At 58.6% G+C, this 16,028-nt stretch carries 13 protein-coding genes, 4 tRNA genes and 1 pseudogene; 7 read left to right on the top strand and 11 right to left on the bottom strand.

Translation table 11 applies throughout. The features are described from left to right. Nucleotides 1–29: 29 nt before the first annotated feature. The gene (glpE, locus tag BN1130_RS18955; RefSeq protein WP_042043952.1) at nt 30–353 is read right to left on the bottom strand and encodes a thiosulfate sulfurtransferase GlpE; all 324 of its coding nucleotides are present in this window, start codon (nt 351–353) and stop codon (nt 30–32) included. A gap of 173 nt (nt 354–526) precedes the next feature. Between glpE and BN1130_RS18950 the strand changes: the two genes are divergently transcribed. After that, entirely contained in the window at nt 527–1,120 is a 594-nt protein-coding gene (locus BN1130_RS18950; protein WP_157014102.1) for a LysE family translocator, read from the top strand. Between the two features lie 35 nt (nt 1,121–1,155). On the opposite strand, the gene BN1130_RS18945 is transcribed toward BN1130_RS18950, so the two are convergent. From BN1130_RS18945 to BN1130_RS18920, 6 genes are all read right to left on the bottom strand, one after another. Continuing rightward, nucleotides 1,156–2,037, bottom strand: coding sequence for an AraC family transcriptional regulator (locus BN1130_RS18945; RefSeq protein ID WP_042044034.1), 882 nt, complete (start codon nt 2,035–2,037; stop codon nt 1,156–1,158). 42 nt (nt 2,038–2,079) lie between these two features. After that, nucleotides 2,080–2,781 carry an ABC transporter ATP-binding protein gene (locus tag BN1130_RS18940; RefSeq protein ID WP_042043951.1) on the bottom strand — a complete coding sequence of 234 codons (702 nt, stop codon included), beginning with the start codon at nt 2,779–2,781 and terminating at the stop codon, nt 2,080–2,082. 10 nt (nt 2,782–2,791) lie between these two features. Next, on the bottom strand, nt 2,792–3,559 hold the full coding sequence (livG, locus tag BN1130_RS18935; RefSeq protein ID WP_042043949.1) for a high-affinity branched-chain amino acid ABC transporter ATP-binding protein LivG: 768 nt from the start codon (nt 3,557–3,559) through the stop codon (nt 2,792–2,794). A 91-nt stretch (nt 3,560–3,650) separates the two neighbouring features. Beyond that, a complete protein-coding gene (locus tag BN1130_RS18930; protein ID WP_042043946.1) occupies nt 3,651–4,907 on the bottom strand; it encodes a high-affinity branched-chain amino acid ABC transporter permease LivM in 1,257 nt (418 codons plus the stop codon). Nucleotides 4,908–4,992: 85 nt separating this feature from the next. Then, nucleotides 4,993–5,919: a high-affinity branched-chain amino acid ABC transporter permease LivH gene (gene livH / locus BN1130_RS18925; RefSeq protein ID WP_042043944.1), complete on the bottom strand. Its 927-nt coding sequence runs from the start codon at nt 5,917–5,919 to the stop codon at nt 4,993–4,995. 69 nt (nt 5,920–5,988) lie between these two features. Next, nucleotides 5,989–7,107, bottom strand: a complete 1,119-nt coding sequence (locus BN1130_RS18920; RefSeq protein WP_042043942.1) for a branched-chain amino acid ABC transporter substrate-binding protein — start codon at nt 7,105–7,107, stop codon at nt 5,989–5,991. Between the two features lie 420 nt (nt 7,108–7,527). On the opposite strand from BN1130_RS18920, the gene BN1130_RS18915 reads away from it, so the two are divergent. After that, entirely contained in the window at nt 7,528–8,532 is a 1,005-nt protein-coding gene (locus BN1130_RS18915) for a substrate-binding domain-containing protein (protein ID WP_042043940.1), read from the top strand. Nucleotides 8,533–8,709: 177 nt separating this feature from the next. Here the strand turns inward: BN1130_RS18915 and BN1130_RS18910 are convergent, their stop codons facing one another. The 3 genes from BN1130_RS18910 to BN1130_RS18900 are packed head-to-tail and all read right to left on the bottom strand — an operon-like array spanning nt 8,710 to nt 13,500. Further along, nucleotides 8,710–11,790, bottom strand: a complete 3,081-nt coding sequence (locus tag BN1130_RS18910) for a multidrug efflux RND transporter permease subunit (RefSeq protein ID WP_042043939.1) — start codon at nt 11,788–11,790, stop codon at nt 8,710–8,712. A gap of 15 nt (nt 11,791–11,805) precedes the next feature. Continuing rightward, nucleotides 11,806–12,912 carry an efflux RND transporter periplasmic adaptor subunit gene (locus BN1130_RS18905; protein ID WP_042043937.1) on the bottom strand — a complete coding sequence of 369 codons (1,107 nt, stop codon included), beginning with the start codon at nt 12,910–12,912 and terminating at the stop codon, nt 11,806–11,808. A gap of 24 nt (nt 12,913–12,936) precedes the next feature. Then, nucleotides 12,937–13,500, bottom strand: a complete 564-nt coding sequence (locus tag BN1130_RS18900; protein ID WP_042043935.1) for a TetR/AcrR family transcriptional regulator — start codon at nt 13,498–13,500, stop codon at nt 12,937–12,939. A gap of 235 nt (nt 13,501–13,735) precedes the next feature. On the opposite strand from BN1130_RS18900, the gene BN1130_RS18895 reads away from it, so the two are divergent. From BN1130_RS18895 to BN1130_RS18880, 4 genes are all read left to right on the top strand, one after another. Next, nucleotides 13,736–13,812, top strand: a tRNA-Arg gene (locus BN1130_RS18895). Nucleotides 13,813–13,860: 48 nt separating this feature from the next. Next, nucleotides 13,861–13,936, top strand: a tRNA-His gene (locus BN1130_RS18890). Between the two features lie 32 nt (nt 13,937–13,968). Then, nucleotides 13,969–14,053, top strand: a tRNA-Leu gene (locus tag BN1130_RS18885). 58 nt (nt 14,054–14,111) lie between these two features. Further along, a tRNA-Pro gene (locus BN1130_RS18880) sits at nt 14,112–14,188 on the top strand. Nucleotides 14,189–14,274: 86 nt separating this feature from the next. Here the strand turns inward: BN1130_RS18880 and pyk are convergent. After that, complete coding sequence (gene pyk / locus BN1130_RS18875; protein WP_042043934.1) at nt 14,275–15,726, bottom strand: pyruvate kinase; 1,452 nt, start codon at nt 15,724–15,726, stop codon at nt 14,275–14,277. Between the two features lie 121 nt (nt 15,727–15,847). On the opposite strand from pyk, the pseudogene BN1130_RS18870 reads away from it, so the two are divergent. Further along, nucleotides 15,848–16,028, top strand: a pseudogene (locus BN1130_RS18870) (IS3 family transposase); the annotation flags it as partial.

Raw genomic sequence — 16,028 nt, 5'->3', positions numbered from 1 at the left:
GCCTGCCGGGACGTGCTCATCGGCGCCGCTCATGCATCGCCCGCCTGGATGGGGAACTCCTTGCGCCACGCCTCAAAGCCGCCATCCAGGCTGTAGACCTCCTCGAAGCCCTGTTGCAGCAGGTACTGGGCTGCACCCTGGCTGCTATTGCCGTGATAGCAGATGACGATGACGGGGGTGTCGAAGTCCACCTCATCCATGAAACGCACCAGACTGCCGTTGGTCAGATGAAAGGCGCCCACCGCATGAGATGTCTCGAATGACTGGGGATCACGAATATCGACGAGTCTTGCCTCGCCCGCGGCGAGCTTGGTGTGGGCATCCTGGGCGCTGATGTGGGCGAATTGATCCATGACCTTGTCCTGATAGTAACGATAGGGTTGCAGTTTACCCCATGAGCGCGCCTGCGCTAAGGGGGCAATCTCCTCTGGGCATCTCGGCGAGGGCCTGAGCGCAATTTTCTTCAATACCCGGGCCGGTCATGGCCGCTAGGGTGGCCTCCTCTCATCTTGTTGGAGTGTCATTGATGGAAACGAGTCTGCTGTTATCCATGGCCGGGTTTGCCCTGGCCATGTCCATTACCCCGGGTCCCGTCAATCTGGTGGCCCTCAGCAACGGGGCCCGATATGGCTTTCGTGCCAGCCTGCGGCACGTGGTCGGGGCTACCCTGGGTTTCATCTTGTTGTTATTGCTGATGGGATTGGGCCTGGGCACCCTGTTATCGAGCTGGCCGGTGTTCGGCAGCGCCATCCGTTGGGGCGGGGTGGGGTTTCTCTGCTACATGGCCTGGTTGCTGCTGCGAGATGACGGCACGCTGAGTGCTCAGGAGGGCAAGCCTCCGGCATTCTGGTATGGCGCCATGATGCAATGGCTCAACCCCAAGGCGTGGCTGGCGGCCAGCATGGGGGTTGGTGCCTATGGCGCGCTAGGAGGGCTGGGGCAGGTACTGCAGTTTTGCTTGTTGTATCTGGTGATCTGCCTGGTATCGATTGCCTGCTGGGCTTATGCAGGCAGCCAGTTGCGGGAGGCATTGTCATGCCGGCGTCGGCTGCGCTGGTTCAATCGCGCCATGGCGGCGCTACTGCTGCTCAGCGGCCTCTATCTGGTGATGGAACCCTGATCTTGAGCACTCTGGGCCACTGGCCTGCTTCCTCATCACTCATCGCAGTGGACGTCTTGGCGCGACATCTGGGCACGATACTGGCCCGGAGTGGCGGCGACCAAGCGTTTGAACTGGCGCTGGAAGTGGGCCTGATCGGCGAAGCCGCTCGCCAGGGCGACATCGGCCAGGGATTGCCCCCGCTGTAACAGCATGCGGGCGTGGCGAATACGCTGGTTGAGCAGGTAGGCGTGGGGCGTCATGCCGTAGTGACGGTTGAAGGCGCGCACGAAGTGGGAGGGGCTGAGTTCGGCCACGGCGCTTAGCTGTTGCAAGCTGAGCGCATTGGCGCAGTCGTCCTGCATCAGCTCGGCGGCCCGTTGCAGGCGCGGGGGCGGGCGATCATCCCACTTGGCCGGGGTCAGGCGATGCAGTAGCTGGTGGCCGAATCCGTGGCAGGCCACCTGTTTGGCCAGGGTATCCTGGCTGCTATCGACCAGGGTGCGATAGAGGCTTGCCAATAGGGAATAGAGCAGGGGATCCCGACTGGCGGTCATGTCGAAGGGGCGAAATTCGCTGCCCAGACTCGCGTCTTGTTGCTGGCCCCCCAGCCAGTCGAGGTCGAGATAGAACATCAGATAGGACCAGGGCTGATCCGAGACGGGGTTGCAGGCATGGACCTCTTCCGGGTTCATCAGCACCAGCGTGCCGCTGCCAACGCTCTGCCAGCTGCGCTGATTGAGGTAGTGGCTGTGGCCGCCGGTAATGGCACCAATGGAAAAGTGGGCATGACTGTGTTTGTCATAGCAGACGCGCCGGCCATCTTGCACCGAGCGCGCCTCGATAAAAGGCAGTTCAGGGTCACGCCAGAACCTGTGACTGTCCGGGGTGACCCTGGGGTGGCTCACGACCTCATCACCGAGCGATATCCGGGGCATGGCTGCCATGGATAGCAGGATGAAATGGGTAAAGGAGCCATGTCAGCCGCCCAGATAGGCTTGACGCACTGCGGGATTGGACAACAAGGCGGCGCCCGAGTCTTGCAGCACCACCCGGCCGTTCTCCAGCACATAGCCTCTGTCCGCCAGCTTGAGTGCCTGGTTGGCATTTTGCTCTACCAGGAAGATGGTCATGCCCTTCTCCCTCAGCTGCAAAATGGTGTCGAAGATCTGCTGGATGATGATGGGGGCCAGGCCGAGGGAGGGCTCGTCGAGCAGCAGCAGGCGCGGCTTGCTCATCAGGGCCCGACCGATGGCCAGCATCTGCTGCTCGCCCCCGGACATGGTGCCCGCCCGTTGTTCCAGCCGTTCATGGAGCCGTGGGAACATGGTGAACACCTGTTGCAGCAGACCCTCCTGCTCATGCTTGTCGACGAAGAAGGCGCCCATGCGCAGGTTCTCCTCCACCGTCAGTCTGGCGAAGATACGCCGCCCTTCTGGCACCACGGCGATGTCTTTGCGCATGATGCGGGCCGTGGTGAGGGAGGTGATCTCTTCTCCCTCGAACCAGATGCTGCCGCTACTGGGTTTGGGTTCGCCACAGAGCGTCATCAGCAGCGTGGTCTTGCCGGCGCCGTTGGCCCCGATCAGGGTGACTATCTCGCCTTCTTTTACCTCGACACTGACGTCGTGCAGGGCCTGGATCTTGCCGTAATGGGTCGATACGTTGCGAAGTTCTAACATCTTTTTGTCCTTACGACTCGCCCAGATAGGCCTTGATCACTGCCGGATTATTACGGATTTCCTCCGGTTTACCCTGAGCCAGCGGGGTGCCCTGGTTGACCACGAAGATGCGGTTGGAGATCTCCATCACCAGCTTCATGTCGTGCTCGATGAGCAACACAGAGACACCGAACTCATCGCGCAGCCCGACGATCAGCTCGTTGAGCTCGTCGGTCTCATGGGGGTTGAGACCGGCAGCCGGCTCATCGAGCATCAACAGTGCTGGCTTGGTGGCCATGCAACGGGCTATCTCGAGGCGGCGTTGCTGGCCATAAGCCAGGTTACCCGCGGGACGGTTGGCAAGATCCTTGAGGCCCACCTTTTCCAGCCAGAAGGCGGACTGATCCAGCCCCTCCTGTTCGGCGCGGCGAAAAGCCGGGGTCTTGAACAAACCGGAGATAAAACCGGTGTTGAGGTGACGATGCTGGGCGACCAGCAGGTTTTCTACTGCCGTCATGTCCTTGAACAGCCGCACGTGCTGGAAGGTGCGCACCACCCCCTTGCGGGCGATCAGATGGCCTGGTAGCCCCTGGATCTCCTCGCCACGGTAACGGATGGTGCCACCGCTTGGCCGGTAGAAGCCGGTCAGGCAGTTGAAAATAGTGGTTTTGCCAGCCCCGTTGGGGCCAATGATGGAGATGACCTCGCCCTGGTCGACATCCAGTTTGACGCCGTTGACGGCCAACAGGCCACCAAAACGCATCGACAGATCAGAGACCTCTAACAACTTCTGATTCATTTTTGCAGCTCCACTTGCTGGGCCAGGGGCATCACGAGCAGCCCATCCAGGTGACGCATCGACAGATCAGAGACTTCCAATAACTTCTGATTCATTTTTGCAGCTCCAGATGGGGGCGAGTCATTGGCAGCAGACCCTGAGGACGCCAGATCATCATAAAGACCATCAGCAGACCGAACATCAACATGCGGTATTCGTTGAATTCGCGAGCCAGCTCGGGCAGTACCGTCATTACGATGGCGGCCAGCACCACGCCGATCTGGGAGCCCATGCCACCCAGCACCACGATGGCCAGCACGATGGCGGACTCGATGAACACGAAGGACTCGGGGCTGATAAAGCCCTGGCGCGAAGCAAAGAAGCTGCCCGCGAAGCCCGCGAAGCAGGCGCCTATGGTAAAGGCGGTCAGCTTGATGATGGTGGGGTTGAGCCCCAGTGATTTGCAGGCGATCTCATCTTCACGCAGCGCCTCCCAGGCACGGCCAAGAGGCATACGCAGCAGGCGATTGATGACGAACAGGGTGGCAATCACCAGCAGCAAGGCCATCAGATAGACGAAGATCACCTTGTGGTTGGCGTTGTAGGTGATGCCGAAGAAGTCGTGGAAGGTGCCGAAGCCGCCGTCCTTGACGGTGCGGTTGAACTCCAGGCCACCCAGGGTGGGTTTGGGAATACCTGATATCCCGTTTGGGCCACCGGTGAGGGAGGTGAGGTTGTTGAGCAGGATGCGGATGATCTCGCCAAACCCCAGGGTCACTATGGCCAGATAATCCCCCCTCAGCCGCAGCACGGGGAAGCCGAGCAGGAAGCCGAACAGGGCGGCCATGCCCCCCGCGATGGGCAGGCACTCCCAGAAGCTCAGCCCGAAGTAGGTGTTGAGCAGGGCATAGCTGTAGGCGCCGACCGCATAGAAGCCGACATAACCGAGATCGAGCAGACCCGCCAGACCGACCACCACGTTCAGTCCCAGACCCAGCATCACGTAAATGAGCGTGAGAGTGGCGAGATCCACGGCACCACGGGAGGCCATGAAGGGCCAGCTTACCGCCAGCAGCAGGGCGATGAGGGCCGCCGTGTTGTAGAGGCGTGGAGCCTGCTCCGGGCTGGGCAGCACCAGCTTGGAGACGCCACTGGTGGACCCCTTGAACAGTCCCAGGATCTGGCTGCGCAGCAGCTGGAAGCAGAACACCAGTGCCGCCCCACCCAGCAACCAGACCAGGGAGACATCGAGTCGACTGATGACCAGCAGACGGGTGCCTTCCGTCTCGAGCTTGAAGCCGAGCAGCCAGAAGGAGAGCAGCATCAGCACCAGGCTGGCGACGCAGGCGTGAATGAATTGACGTTTCATCATACCTTCTCGACCTCCGGGCGACTCAGGATGCCAATGCTGGCCATGGAGAACGGCATCAGGCCGATGATATATGCATATTTCATCATACTTTTTCGACCTCCGGGCGACCCAGGAGACCGGTGGGCATAAAGAGCAGTACCAGGATGAGCAGGGCGAAGGCCATGACGTCCTTGTACTCGGTGCTGAGGTAGCCGGCGGTGAGCGCCTCGACCACGCCGAGCAACAGCCCCCCGATCACGGCACCGGGAATGCTGCCGATGCCCCCCAGCACCGCGGCGGTGAAGGCTTTCAGCCCGGCCATAAAGCCGAGGTAGGGGTTGATGACGCCGTAATACATGCCAAGCAGCACACCGGCGACGGCGGCCAGGGTGGCCCCCAGCACGAAGGTAATGGAGATGACCACATGGGTGTCTATGCCCAGCAGGTTTGCCATCTTGATGTCTTCCGAGCAGGCGCGGCAGGCGCGACCCATGCGGGAGCGGTTGATGAACTGGGTCAGCGCCAGCATGGTGATGAAGGTCACCACGAAGATGATGAGCTGCATATAGGAGAGACTGGCCTGGAAGCCATCTTCTGAGCCAAAGTTCCAGCCGCCACTGATCAGGGTCGGCATGGCGATGTCCCGGGATCCCTGGGCCATGCGCATCATGTTCTGCAAGAAGATCGACATGCCGATGGCAGAGATGAGGGGGATCAGACGGTTGCCGCCGCGCAAGGGGCGGTAGGCGACCCGCTCTATGGTCCAGCCATAGGTGCCGGTCACTATGATACTGATGAGAAAGGCAGACCCAAGCAGTATGGCTGTGGTGTCTATACCCATCATCATGAGGGCGGCCATGACCATGAAGGCCACATAGGAGCCAATCATGTAAACCTCGCCATGAGCGAAGTTGATCATGCCAATGATGCCATAGACCATGGTGTAGCCGATGGCGATCAACGCATAGGTGCTACCTATGGTTAATCCGTTCAGCAACTGCTGAACCAAATAAAGAATATGTTCGGACATACTGCGTTCCCTGTACTTGCCCGCAAAGACGTGAGGGGGTGAGCATGCTCACCCCCTCCGGCAGATTTATTATTTGAGTTGAGTAGAGGTGCCGTCGGCATGCCACTCGAACATGCCGAACTCGAAGCCTTTCAGGTCGCCATTTGCAGCCCAGGTGAGGGGGCCCATGACGGTGTCTATGGTGCTGCTCTTGATGGCCTTTTCCACGGCAACCGGGTCTTCACCCGCTTTCTCTATCCCGGCGGCCAGGGTCTGGACTGCCGCATAGGTGGTCCAAACGAAGGGACCGGAAGAGTCCTGACCTTTGGCCTTGAAGGCCGCGACGATCGGGGCGTTGGCTGGCACCAGATCATATTTGTTCGGCAGCGTCACCAGCAGACCCTCTGAGCCCTTGCCACCGATGGCGGAGATGTCCTTGTTGCCTACCCCTTCCGGACCCATGAATTTGGCTTTGAAGCCTTTCTCATTTGCCTGGCGCAGGATCAGGCCCAGCTCAGGGTGGTAGCCGCCGTAGTAGACGAAATCGACGTTCTCTTTCTGCAGCTTGGCGATCAGGGCGGAGAAGTCCTTGTCGCCTGCGGTGATCCCCTCGAAGGCCACGACTTTGACGCCAGCCTTGTCCAGAGTGGCTTTCACGCTGGAGGCGATGCCTTCACCGTACTGCTTCTTGTCATGAATGACGGCGACACGTTGGGGCTTGACCACGTCGATGATGTACTTGGCGGCAGTCGGGCCCTGATCGCTATCCAGACCTATGGTACGCAGCACCATCTGGTAGCCACGCTCGGTGATCTTGGGGTTGGTGGAGGCGGGGGTGATCATCAGCACGCCTTCGTCTTCATAGATGTCGGAGGCGGGCAGGGTGTTATCGGAGCAGAGGTGGCCAACCACAAATTTGACACCGTCGTTGATCACCTTGTTGGCGACCGCGACCGCTTGCTTGGGATCGCAGGCATCATCATAGATGACGGCCTCGATCTGCTTGCCCTTGATGCCGCCAGCCTTGTTGATCATCTCGACGGCCATCTTGCCGCCGGTGAATTGCATGTCGCCATATTGAGCGACCGGGCCGGTGACCGGGCCTGCAATGCCAATCTTGATGGTGTCGGCGGCATAGGCCATGGAAACAGAACCAAACAGCGCCATAGAAACCGCTGCCCTGACTGCAACCTTGCTCCAGTTATTCATAGATTCGTCCCTTTAATCAGTGGATTGTTTCACACCGGGCAGACTTCCCGCTTGTCCGGCAATGGTAAGGTTCTATCATTCCTGCCCCAGTAATAACAAGCTGTTAAAGATATGGCATAAGGGGGGTTGGGTGGGGTTTAAATGAAGCTTGCTACTATGTATAGACATTTACTTGGTGTTTCATGCTGTTTCGTGTGAGCAACATAAAGTTAACATTCGAATCTTGTTGATTTGATAGCGGAAAAACCTGACGAGTTTTTACTCTGATGAGGCTCCCATTTCGTTCAAAATCTGTTTGCGCAAACTCTGGGCAGCACCTAGATTAGCCAGCATCGGCAATCGCCTGATAGTTCCCGTTAATTTCAAGCCTTTATTCGGGAAATCTGCTAAGGTTCCGCTTTTGATATTCAGGAGACAGAGATGGCCACTATTAAAGATGTCGCCGCGCGCGCAGGCGTATCCATCTCCACCGTCTCACATGTACTCAATCACACCCGTCGGGTCAGCGAAGAAGCAACCCAAAACGTGCTTGAGGCGGTGGCAGAGCTCAACTACGCACCCAATTCGGTGGCGCGCAGCCTCAAGATAAATTCGACCAAGACCATCGGCATGCTGGTCACTACCAGTGCCAACCCCTTCTTCGCGGAGGTGGTGCGCGGGGTGGAGGCTTACTGCTTCGAGCAGGGCTACAGCCTGATCCTCTGCAATACAGAGAACCAGCCGCCCCGTCAGCAGCATTATCTGAGAATGCTGATGGAGAAGCGGGTCGATGGCCTGCTGGTATTGGGCACCGACATCGATACCCCCCTGCGCGACATGCTGCGCATCCACAAGAATGTGCCCCAGGTGGTGCTGGATTGGGGAACCGAGTGCGATTTTGCCAACGTCATCAATGACAACGCCCGCATCGGTGCCCGCATGGCGGTCAGCCACCTGCTGGAGCAGGGTCACCGCAATATCGCCTGCATCACGGGTCAGCTCGACAAGCCAACCACCCAGCAGCGACTGGATGGGGTGCGCGATGCCCTGGCCGAGCAGGGTCTCACCTTGCAGGATGAACAGATCTTCGAGGGTGACTACGAGAGTCAGAGCGGCTTCGACCAGATGCTGCATATCCTGGCGCTCGAGCCGCGTCCGACCGCGGTGTTTGCCTTCGACGATCCCATGGCGATAGGCGCCATTTGCGCGGCCTGGGAGGCCGGGGTCAAGGTGCCGGACGATATCTCCGTCATCGGCTATGACGATGTGGAGATGGCGCGCTTCTCCAGCCCGCCGCTCACCACTATTCGCCACCCCAAGGCCGAACTGGGTCTGCTGGCGGTGCAACAGCTGGTGAGCCGGATCCGCAACAAGGAGCTGGAAGTCGAATCCATGACGGTGCAGCCCGAACTCATCGTGCGCCGCTCGGTCAAGTCCTTGCGCTAAACCCCTTGGGTGCTACCCATCGCGAAACGGCCACCCCTGCGGGTGGCCGTTTTTATGGGGGATGGTCGGGGATGACCCTGAGCGGCACTTATTGTTGAAGACCCTGTATTGAAGGCTCAACTCCCGCCCAGAAAAAAGGCCCCTCGCGGGGCCTTTTCATTCATATGGAGCAGGGGATCAGTGACCGCCCTGTGCCTTGGGAGGGACCGACTCGTCGAACTCCTTGAGCGGCTCATGTTTGGACGCCAGGAAGGTGTAGATAACCGGCAGTACGAACAGCGTGAACAGGGTGCCGATGGCCAGACCGGCGACGATGACGATACCGATACTGAAGCGCTGGGCTGCGCCAGCACCGGCGGCGTACAGCAGCGGGATCAGACCCGCTATCATGGCCGCCGTGGTCATCAGTATGGGGCGCAGTCGCACCTTGGCTGCCTGCATCACCGCTTCCATACGGTTCCTGCCGTGCAGCAGCTGTTCTTCTTTGGCTACCTCACAGATCAGGATGCCGTGCTTGGTAATCAAACCAACGAGGGTGATCAAGCCCACCTGGGAGTAGATGTTCATGGTCGCCAGACCCCAAGCCAGGGCGATCAAGGCGCCACTGATGGCCAGGGGAACCGATACCATGATCACCAACGGGTCACGGACGGATTCGAACTGGATGGCCAGCACCAGGAAGATGATGGCCAGTGCCAGCGCGAAGGTGGCATAGAGCGCATTACCTTCGGTGACAAACTGACGCGCCTCGCCCATGAAATCGTAACGATAGCCCTGGGGCAGGGTGGAGGCCGCTTCCGTTTCTAACCAGCCGATCGCATCACCCATGGCAACACCCGGGGTAGGCACTGCACCTATGGTCGCCGAGTTGAGCTGGTTGAAGTGGGGCAGGGCGCGTGGCTCACCGACCACATCTATGGTGATCAGGCTGCCAAGGGGCACTGAGCGGCCATCGGCGGCGCGAACATAGTAGCCCTTCATCGACTCGGGGTTGAGGCGGTACTTGCGTTCCACCTGCGGGATCACTTCATAGGAGCGGCCATCCAGATCGATACGGTTGACGTAGCCATCCGCCATCATGGTGCCCATGGTAACGCCTATGTCCTGCATGGTGATGCCGTAGGCACCCGCCTTGTCCTTGTCGATGCTGATCTTCATGGTGGCAGAGTCGTAGTTCAGATCGAGATCCGAGTAGACAAACTGGCCACTGGCCTGAGCGGCGGCCAGCACTTCGCTCGCCACGATGAACAGGCTCTCGAAGCTGTTCGGTGTGGTGATGACGAACTGGATCGGCAAGCCACTGGACGCACCTGGCAGTTCGGGGAACTGGAAGGTGGTGATGGACATGCCTGGCACATTTTTGACAATGGCTCCGACTCGATCCAGCACCTCTTTCTGACTGGCTTCCCGCTCGCTCCAGGGTTTCATGGAGGCGATACCGAACGCCTGGTTGGCATTGAACAGGCCGGAGAAGACCTGGGAGTAGGCGATCTCGGGCTGATCATCCAGCACCTTGTTCACCTCCGCCATGGTGTTTTCGATGTAGTCCAGGTTGGCGTTCGAGGGCGCCGTACCCAGCACCGCCATGACCCCTTTATCTTCGGAGGGGGCCAGTTCGCTCGGGATGAACTTGAACAGCAATGGCAGACTGCCAAAGACGATGACCGCGAAGACGATGACCACGATGCGTTTTTGCATCACGGCATGGAGCATGCGGTCATAGCGATCCGTCATGCGCTCGAGCAGATGATGCACAGTGCTCTCGAATTTGCTCGGTTTGGCATTGGCCTTGAGCATCACGGAACACATCATGGGGGAGAGGGTCAGGGCGATGATGCCCGACACGAACACGGCCCCCGCCAGGGTCAGCGCAAACTCCTTGAACAGCGAGCCGGTGATGCCGCCCATCAATGCGATAGGGGCATACACGGCCGCCAGGGTCAGGGTCATGGCGATGACGGGCACGGCTATCTCCCGGGTGCCTATGATGGCGGCCCGGAAGGGCTCCTCACCCTCCTTGATATGCCTGTCCACGTTCTCCAGCACCACGATGGCGTCATCCACCACCAGACCGATGGCGAGCACCATGGCGAGCAGCGTCATGAGATTGATGGAGAAGCCAAAGATGTCCATCACCATCACGACCCCGATGAGACTCAAGGGGATGGTGATGATGGGGATGATAACGGCGCGGAACGAGCCCAGGAACAGGGTGATCACCACCAGTACGATGGCCGCCGCCTCGATGATGGTCTTGATAACCTCGTGGATCGATTCATTGATGGCCACGGTCGAGTCATAGAGGACGTTCATCTCCATGGTGCTCGGCATGTTGCGTTTGAGGCTTGGCAGCATCGCCAGCACATCGTGGGCGATGTTGATCGGGTTGGCGGTCGGGGAGGCGTTGACGGCCATAACCACGGCTTCGCGGCCGTTGGCGGTGGCACGATAGATGTCGTGGCTCTTCTCCAGACTGACTTTGGCGATGTCGGACAGACGGATCACCTTGCCTTCCCGGGTCGATACAACCAGTCGCTCCAGTTCGGCAGTATTGGTGACCTGAGTCTTGGCATCCCCGTTGAACAGCATGAAATAGCCGGTGGACTGACCGGTTGCCGACTGATAGTTGTTGCTGTTGAGCACCGTCATCACGTCAGTTGCGGTCAGGTCGAAGGCGGCCATCTTGGCCGGATCCAGCCAGACGCGCAGGGCAAACTCGGTACCGCCATACAGATCCACTTTGGAGACGCCGCCCACAGTGAACAGCTGGGGTTTGACGACCCGCTCCAGGTAGTCGGTGATCTGGCTGGAGTTCAGCTCAGGACTGGTGACACCCAGATAGAGCACCGCCGTGGTCGACCCTGTGGAGGAGGTGACCGAAGGGTCTTCCGACTCTTTGGGCAGCTGGGAACGTACCGAGTTCACCTTGGCCAGTATGTCTGACAGCGCGGCGTTCGGGTCGGTATTCAACTTCATAAATGCCGTCACGGTCGAGCTGCCCAGCTGGCTGGACGAGGTCATGAAGTCGATGTTATCGGCCTGGGCTATCGCCTGTTCCAGGGGTTGGGTGATGAAACCCTGGATCAGATCCGAGCTGGCGCCGTAGTAGCTGGTGTTGACCGTGATGACGGTATTGATCACCTCGGGGTATTCGCGCACCTGCATCTTGAAGATGGCCTGGAAGCCGAGCAAGGCGATCAGAAAACTGATCGAGATTGCCAGCACGGGCCGCTTTATGAATATGTCAGTAAATCGCATTACAGATCTCCGCGCTTACAGCATCGGGGCTTGTGCCGGGACGGCCAGGGCATCGTTTTTCTCAACTTTGACCTTGGTGTCGTTACTCAATCGCACCTGTCCAGACAGCACCACTTCATCACCGGCCTTGATGCCGCTCAGGATATGGGCGTCATTGCCGCGGCGCTCGCCAACCTTGACCACATGTTGGGTGACACGTTTGACGCCGTCCTTCTCCTGGATGACGTAGACGTTCTGGCCATAGAGGGTGAAGGTGATGGCATTTTGGGGCAGCACGACCTGGTCTTTGATGGTGGGCAGCACAATGCTGGCGCGGGCAAACATGCCGGAGCGCAGTTTACCGCCATTGTTCGGGATGTCCGCCTGGACCTGGATCAGGCCGCTCTGATAGTTGACCGCCGGCTCGATGGCGCTGATCTTGCCGCTGAACTCGGTTTGCGGGTAAGCATCCACGCTGATCTTGATGGTCTGGCCCAGGGATATCTTGGAGATATCGGTCTGGGGCACGGTAAAGCGCAGGCGCATCACGCTGATATCTTCCAGACGCACTATCTCGGTACCCGGTTCCATGTACTGGCCGAGGAAGACATTACGCAGACCGACGACACCCGCGAAAGGCGCGCGTACTTCCCGGCGGGCTATGGTCGCCTTCAGACTCTCAATATCGGCCTCCAGGGAGCGGTAGCTGGCCTCGGCATCATCGAGCTGGTCACGGGAGATGGAGTTCTTCGTATAGAGGTTCTTGTAGCGCTCGAACTTGGCTCGGGCGGCAGGCAGTCTGGCGGTGGAGGAGCGCAGGTTGGCTCTCTCAACACCCGAATCCAGGCTGATCAGCAGTCGATCGGCGGTGACGGCCATGCCTGATTCGAAGGCGATCTTGTCTATGGTGCCCGCCAGTTCGGTCGACAGCGTGACCCCCTGGTTTGGTTCGACGAAGCCAATTGCCTCTATGGTCGGGACCCAGTCCTGGGGCTTGATAACCATGGAGGTGACAGGGAATTCGGGTTCTGGCCTGTTGGCCATGAACTCGGCGATCTTCTTCTGCTTGAACATATTGAAGCCGATAACACTGCCAAACAGGGCCAGCGCGATCAGCAACATGATGGCCATCCACTTTTTCATGAACAGATTCCTGATAGAGAAGTTTTAGGGTTGTAATATGGCTTGCCAGCTGGCGCGTATCACGGCTTCCTGCTGTGTATCGGTCAGGGTCAACTTATGCCCCCTGCATTGTTGTAGCAAGAGGGCAACACTGTCCAGGCTGAGGGATTGCAGCACCCTCAGCGGTAAATCGATAAACAGTCCTGTTATACGACCTCGCTCAAAAAACCGATCTAATGGTTCCCATAGCGCCATGATGACGGGGTCGCGTTCCAGTTCCGAGGCCAAAGGCGAGCACTCATACTGCAGTTTGCAGATGATGGCATTCGGGTCGGACGTAAAAATGTGATGAATATTGAGCCACAACTGTCGGTATTGCTCGAAAGATGTCTCTTCTATATTCACGTCATTCAGTATCTGCTCACGGCACCCCATGATGGTGTGCCGATAAAGCTGGCGGATCAAATCTTCCTTGTCGCTAAAATAACGATAAATAGTTCCAGTTGCTACCTTCGCTTGCTTGGCGACCATGGCAATGGAGAGCCCATGGAAGCCCTGCTCGGCGAGAATATCGTGTGCGGCATCGAAGATGCGCTCTTTCTTGTTCATGGTCCTTGGGATACCACTGAATGAACGTTCATTCATTTTAGGGGCATGTGAGGGCAAGTCAAGGAGGTAGAAGCAGTAGAAACAGGGGATCCTGGTGCCAAATCAGGCCTAATGGCTGATTAGTTGTTACAAATGCTGCCAAGTGATTGAAAAAACAGCACTTGAATCAATGAAATAAAAAAAGAGTAGACAAGCAGGCTCAGGTAATGAATAATCCGCCCCGTTCGACAGCGTGGCGCCCGTAGCTCAGCTGGATAGAGCGCTGCCCTCCGGAGGCAGAGGTCACAGGTTCGAATCCTGTCGGGCGCACCATCAAACGTGCGCTGATTAGCGGGCGTGTTGTGGAACAAAACAGCTGTGGTGGCTGTAGCTCAGTTGGTAGAGTCCCGGATTGTGATTCCGGTTGTCGTGGGTTCGAGCCCCATCAGCCACCCCATTTAAGCTGTAGAGTGACAGTTAGTTCGGTATGCGAAGGTGGCGGAATTGGTAGACGCGCTAGCTTCAGGTGTTAGTGCCTTAGGGTGTGAGGGTTCGAGTCCCTCTCTTCGCACCATACTGACTGTAAGCAAAGGATGACAAAGTCGTTTTTTGTGTGGCAGTACAAAATTTCTCGGTGATTAGCGCAGCCCGGTAGCGCATCTGGTTTGGGACCAGAGGGTCAAAGGTTCGAATCCTTTATCACCGACCATCTTTAGAAAAACCCCGCTTAGGCGGGGTTTTTTGCATTCCGGATCCTGCGATTCGGCCCTCTCTGTTCAGAGCCAGGCCTCACCATCAGCAGGCAAACGCCACAGGATCAGTGCTCAGGGGCACCAGGCGACAGACATCCTCATGACCATATCCCTCCAAGGCATCAAGTTGGCTGATCAACAGAGAGTCGAGCCCGGTCAGCTGGTTGGCCTGGCGCAAGGTGGCGATCAGGTGGTCATGGCGACTATCTGTCTGCGTCTGTTCGAAGTAGATGGGACGCACGCCACGCAGCATGGCCATCTGATTGAGCAAGGGCCTATCGCTGGAGAGGGCCCAGAGCGGGTTGTCGAGATGGGTGCGGGAGAGGGCGATGACGGCAGCGCCCTGGCGAGTCAGCACGGCAATACCGCACCCCTTGTTCTGTCCGAAGGCGGAGATCATGGCAGCCAGCGCCATGCCGTGGCCGGGTTGCTCCTGTGAGCCGATCTTCTGCCAGAGTGGCTGCCCGAATAGCGCCTCCTGCTCTGCACCGAGGGCGATGCGGGCCATGGCCTCAACGGCTTCAACCGGATAACTTCCTGCGGCAGATTCTGCCGAAAGCATGACGGCGTCGGTACCGTCCATGACCGCATTGGCGACATCCAGCACCTCGGCCCGGGTTGGCATGGGGTTGGTTATCATGGACTCCATCATCTGGGTCGCCGTGATCACCGGGCGGCCAAGCAGGCGACAGCGCTGGATCAGTCTCTTCTGGACGCCGGGCAGTCTGGCGTCGCCTATCTCGACGCCCAGATCCCCCCTGGCCACCATGATGATGTCGGCGGCGCGGATGACGTCATCCATGGCCTCGACGGAGGCGACCACCTCGGCCCGCTCCACCTTGGCAACGATGGCGGCCCTGCTGCCGGTGGCCCGGATCAATTGCCGCGCCTCCTGCAAGTCTGCCGCACTGCGCGGGAAGGAGATGGCGACGAAGTCGGCGCCCAACTGGTGCGCCGTCACGATGTCCAGCTTGTCTTTCTCAGTCAGGGCCGGTGCGCTCAGGCCGCCCCCCAGCACGTTGATCCCCTTGCGATTGGACAAGACGCCCCCGATCAATACTCGGGTGTAGACCCGGTTCTTTGCAATGTGCTCCACCTTGAACTGCAGGCGGCCATCGTCGAGCAGCAATATGTTGTCGACCCTGACCTCATTGACCAGTTCGGGGTAATCGAGGCCGACGCGCTCCTGGTTGCCCTGCGCGGGATCCAGACTGGCATCCAGAATGAAACCATCCCCCGGCAGCAGCCGTATGCTGCCCTCTGCGAAGCTGGCGATCCGGATCTTGGGGCCTTGCAGATCGGCCAGTATGCCGATGTGCACCCCGAGCCGGGTCGCAACCTCGCGGATCCGCCGGGCGAGTTGCTGATGCTGTTCACTGGTGCCATGGGAGAAGTTGAGTCGAAACACATTGGCTCCCGCCAGGATCAATTTTTCCACCATCTCCCTGGAGGAGCTGGCCGGGCCTAGGGTAGCGATAATCTTGGTTTTACGCATGGGGTGGGCTCTCTGTCTGGGGGCGTGACATAAAAAAGGTGGTCAAGAGACCACCTTTTTTATTGGGTTGTCCCGTCCTGAATATGGTTTACACCTTTCCCCCACATAAATGGAGAGCCCGATGGGACAAGGTGTGAAACGGACACAGCGCGATTACTCGCTGACTTTTAAATTAGCCGTGGTCGAGCAGATTGAAAAAGGCGAGCTCACCTGCCAGCAGGCACAAGCCCGATACGGAATTCAGGGCAACTCAACCGTTCTGGTATGGTTGCGGAAACATGGTCGGCAAGATTGGAGCCAGG

The organism is Aeromonas rivuli (assembly GCF_000820045.1).
GTDB lineage: Bacteria > Pseudomonadota > Gammaproteobacteria > Enterobacterales > Aeromonadaceae > Aeromonas > Aeromonas rivuli.
This window is presented reverse-complemented; position numbering and strand designations above follow the sequence as displayed.

Excerpts from the sequence above, each read along its gene's own strand:
- glpE (WP_042043952.1), bottom strand. The coding sequence starts at position 353 with ATGGATCAATTCGCCCACATCAGCGCCCAGGATGCCCACACCAAGCTC.
- BN1130_RS18950 (WP_157014102.1), top strand. The coding sequence starts at position 527 with ATGGAAACGAGTCTGCTGTTATCCATGGCCGGGTTTGCCCTGGCCATG.
- BN1130_RS18945 (WP_042044034.1), bottom strand. The coding sequence starts at position 2,037 with ATGCCCCGGATATCGCTCGGTGATGAGGTCGTGAGCCACCCCAGGGTC.
- BN1130_RS18940 (WP_042043951.1), bottom strand. The coding sequence starts at position 2,781 with ATGTTAGAACTTCGCAACGTATCGACCCATTACGGCAAGATCCAGGCC.
- livG (WP_042043949.1), bottom strand. The coding sequence starts at position 3,559 with ATGAATCAGAAGTTGTTAGAGGTCTCTGATCTGTCGATGCGTTTTGGT.
- BN1130_RS18930 (WP_042043946.1), bottom strand. The coding sequence starts at position 4,907 with ATGAAACGTCAATTCATTCACGCCTGCGTCGCCAGCCTGGTGCTGATG.
- livH (WP_042043944.1), bottom strand. The coding sequence starts at position 5,919 with ATGTCCGAACATATTCTTTATTTGGTTCAGCAGTTGCTGAACGGATTA.
- BN1130_RS18920 (WP_042043942.1), bottom strand. The coding sequence starts at position 7,107 with ATGAATAACTGGAGCAAGGTTGCAGTCAGGGCAGCGGTTTCTATGGCG.
- BN1130_RS18915 (WP_042043940.1), top strand. The coding sequence starts at position 7,528 with ATGGCCACTATTAAAGATGTCGCCGCGCGCGCAGGCGTATCCATCTCC.
- BN1130_RS18910 (WP_042043939.1), bottom strand. The coding sequence starts at position 11,790 with ATGCGATTTACTGACATATTCATAAAGCGGCCCGTGCTGGCAATCTCG.
- BN1130_RS18905 (WP_042043937.1), bottom strand. The coding sequence starts at position 12,912 with ATGAAAAAGTGGATGGCCATCATGTTGCTGATCGCGCTGGCCCTGTTT.
- BN1130_RS18900 (WP_042043935.1), bottom strand. The coding sequence starts at position 13,500 with ATGAACAAGAAAGAGCGCATCTTCGATGCCGCACACGATATTCTCGCC.
- pyk (WP_042043934.1), bottom strand. The coding sequence starts at position 15,726 with ATGCGTAAAACCAAGATTATCGCTACCCTAGGCCCGGCCAGCTCCTCC.